This is a genomic window from Aurantimonas sp. A2-1-M11 (assembly GCF_036549475.1).
GTDB lineage: Bacteria > Pseudomonadota > Alphaproteobacteria > Rhizobiales > Rhizobiaceae > Aurantimonas.
On the sequence record NZ_JAZHLI010000151.1, the window covers coordinates 1 to 3,361 of the forward strand.

The 3,361-nt window shown below is 60.7% G+C and carries 1 protein-coding gene and 2 pseudogenes; 2 read left to right on the forward strand and 1 reads right to left on the reverse strand.

Annotated elements, in window-relative coordinates:
- Nucleotides 1-208 precede the first annotated feature (208 nt).
- A pseudogene (locus VQ042_RS25030) lies at nucleotides 209-619 on the forward strand (transposase); the annotation flags it as partial.
- 32 nt (nucleotides 620-651) lie between these two features.
- Here VQ042_RS25030 and VQ042_RS25035 read toward each other — a convergent pair.
- Nucleotides 652-1,263 (reverse strand): annotated as a pseudogene (locus VQ042_RS25035) (transposase); the annotation flags it as partial.
- Between the two features lie 145 nt (nucleotides 1,264-1,408).
- Here VQ042_RS25035 and VQ042_RS25040 point away from each other — a divergent pair.
- Complete coding sequence (locus tag VQ042_RS25040) at nucleotides 1,409-3,346, forward strand: hybrid sensor histidine kinase/response regulator (RefSeq protein WP_331822962.1); 1,938 nt, start codon at nucleotides 1,409-1,411, stop codon at nucleotides 3,344-3,346.
- The last annotated feature ends 15 nt before the right edge of the window (nucleotides 3,347-3,361 follow it).

Consider the following 3,361-nt stretch of genomic DNA (forward strand, 5'->3'; position numbering starts at 1 on the left):
AAAACCAGAGGGGCCTTCCCGACCGAGGAGGCTGCGACCAAGCTGATTTACCTCGCGATCCGCAACTTCGAGAAACACGGCCGCAAAGTCCGAGAATGGGTTGCTGCACGCAATCAGCTGGCCATACTGTTCGCTGGGCGCTTTGACGCCTGAACGTATCTGAAGCCCGCATGGAACCGGTCAGATACACAGAGTTTCGGATAGTCCCGGCACCCAGGGCTCCGACACCCGCTTCATCGTCACCAATCTCGTGGGCGGCAGGGTCAGGACGCTCTATCAGGACGTCTACTGCCGTCGCGGAGCGGCCGAGAACCACATCAAGTCATTCAAGGCACATCTGGCCGCCGATTGCACCTCCTGCAGCAAGGCGACGGCGAACCAATTCCGCCTGTTCCTGCATGCTGGCGCCTACTGGCTGATGTGGGGCGTGCGAGCCGCGATGCCGAAGCGTTCGCACCTCGCCGTCGCGCAGTTCGATACATTGCGCCTGCGCCTCATCAAAATCGCCGCTCGGGTGGTCGAATTGAAGACGCAGATCCGCCTGCACATGCCGACATCCTGCCCGGACCGGAGCATCCTGCGTGTCGTCCTTGGCCGGATACCGCGCCTCGTCACCTGATCGACGGGGCCGCGACGCCCCGAAACCAGCCCTCCCCTGGGACGCTTGGCCGGTCGCAGGACCGCGGCGACGAACCGGCCCTCGCCATCGAACACCACAATCGGCTGGAAGGCGTATTCGTCGTGGTGGGCGTTGAACAGTCGCAACTGCGGACTGCCGTGCACGGCGTCGAACGTATCGTCGATATCGAGCACGATCCGCTTCGGCGCCTGTCGGAACGAGCGACAGTAGAGATCGACCATGGCTCGGCCCATGGCGATCAACTCCCGCACGCCAGGCAGGTTCTCCAAGCGGCAGATCGTCGATTGGGAGGCGAGCGAGCGACCCGACGGGAGCGTATCCTGGGCCATCTTGAACCCCGGGTCAGAGCGCAGGCGGTCGGCATCGTTGCCGTCTTCATAGCCGGCGGCGATCATTTTCATGCGAAAGCCGATCATGTCGGCCAGGCTGTGAACGATCTGGTTCGCAGAGCGCGGGTCGTTGATTCACTGGGCCAACCGCTCGGCGACACGAAGCCGTCGCTCCACCTCCGCCAGCGCGATCACGCCGCTGTCGGAAGACAGCAAGCCGCCGTCAAAGCGGGCCACGACGGCCTTGCCGCCGACAGATGACAAGCCATCCAGCGGCAGTGTAGGTTCGTCCATGGCGGGTGTGGTCTCCGGGAGTGACGCGGATCGGCTTAAGCAACCAAATCCTAAATCACCTCAACGGCTTGCGCCACATCCGTCGACCTCGCGTGCATTTACCGGGCTAACTCATGCGTTCAGCCAACCTAAGCATGGGATTGTGATGTTCCCCGCCCTACGATCTTCCCTCAGCGCCGCGCCCCTCGCCCTTCTCCTGGTCTATAGCGCTGGGAGATACGGCGCCGACCTGACCGAGATCCAAATCCACTGGTGGAACGACCTATTCTGGACTTCCGAGTCCCTGATCGTGGGACTCGCGTGCTTTCAGGTCTACCGGAACAACGAGAGCGAAAATCGAGCCTGGCTTTTCTTTGCGCTGGGTCACCTCGCATTTTTCGCGGCCATGCTCGTGTGGAGCTTCTACGAGGTTGTCCTGGGGCAGCTAAACCCTTTCCCCTCTCCTGCTGACATCGGCTTCCTCGCGACAGCCCTCTTCTTTGCTCTGGGCGTCAGTACTTCCGGCTCCTTGAGTGGCCGCTCGCTTTTTTGGGGCTTCACCGTCAGCAAAGTCGCGGTTGTTGCGACAGGGACCCTTTTGATCGCGGCAATCTGGTTAGCTGATGCAGTCGTGGAGGCGCAGACTGACTGGCTCTACACAACGGTCGCGCTGGCTTGGACTGTCGGCTTCTCAACCGTGTTCGTCTATGGCTGCGTGGCATTCTGGACCAAACAATTGGCTGCCAGGGATTGGGCCGCCGTCCTCGTAGTCGCGGCGCTTGGTATGCACGCCTTCGTCAGCATACTCTATACTGAAGCTTTGTTGCGCAACGCTTATGAGGTCGGATCCTGGTTCGATATATTGTGGCTTTTCGGGTTCACCCTGTTTTGGTGGGCGGCATTAGAGCACGAGCGTACTGCGCGAGAGGCAGCGGACGAGGAGGAAATTTCTGGCGAAATAATCGACCGGATCGGAGTTGCAGACAGCCTTGTCACGTCTGTGTTCATTTTGGGCACATTCGGCGCTGTGGTGTCGAGCGAGGCTACGCCCGAGTATCTGGACAACCTCGTGTTGGTCCTGGGCACTCTTTTCGCAGCAGCGATTGCTTGGCGCGGCTGGGAGTTCTATCGCGCCAGCACGCGGGCTGCCGCAGAGCGCGAGAGCTTAGTGGCCCGCCTGCGTGAAGCCACAGCGACAGCTGAGGCAGCGAACTCTGCGAAGGACGACTTCCTCTCTGCCATGAGCCATGAGATCCGCACGCCTCTGACTGGCCTACTCGGGGTCGTGGATATTTTGAAGATGGAGCCGCTCACTCAGAAGCAGCAGGACTATGTCCATGCAGTGCGGGGCTCGGGGCGCCACCTGCTCAACGTGATTAATGACATCTTGGACTTTTCCCGGATCGAGGCGGGATATCTTCAGCTCGAGCAGATGGACTTCTCCTTGCTGACGGTGCTCGAGCGGCTGCGCTCCCTGGTTCACCCCCTAGCGATCGAGCACGGCCTGGAGCTGCGCTTTGAGTTGTCGGAGCACTCACCTCCGGTTCTGAAGGGAGACCCGACTCGCCTCAAACAGGTGCTCATCAACCTCGTCGGCAACGCCATCAAGTTTACCGAGAAGGGTAGCGTGACACTTACTGTATCAAGTGCGACGGATCAGGATGGCCAACTGCGCTTTCGCTTTGAGGTGCGCGACACCGGCACCGGGATCGCGCCAGAGAGGCAGGCCGAACTCTTCAGTGCCTTCATGCAGGCAGACCGCTCGATCGCACGGCGCTTTGGCGGCAGCGGGCTCGGACTTGCTATCAGTCAGCGCCTGGTGAACGCAATGGGAGGCGAGATCGAGGTCAACAGCGCCCCGGGCCTGGGTAGCCTGTTCTGGTTCGAGGTACCTTTTGAGCTCGGCGATCCGGCCAACTTGGAGAGCGAGCGGGCGTTCCCGTTCGCGGACGTGCAGCCCCGACGCATTCTGATTGCCGAGGATGTCAAGCTTAACCAGGACATCCTGCAGGGCAATCGCATTTCAGAACAGGCTGAGCAGGCGAGAGAGGAATGCATTGTCCCAGCCTGCCCTTTGGAATTTCCCCTTCAAGGATTCCTTTGAGCCGTCCTTCTGCAT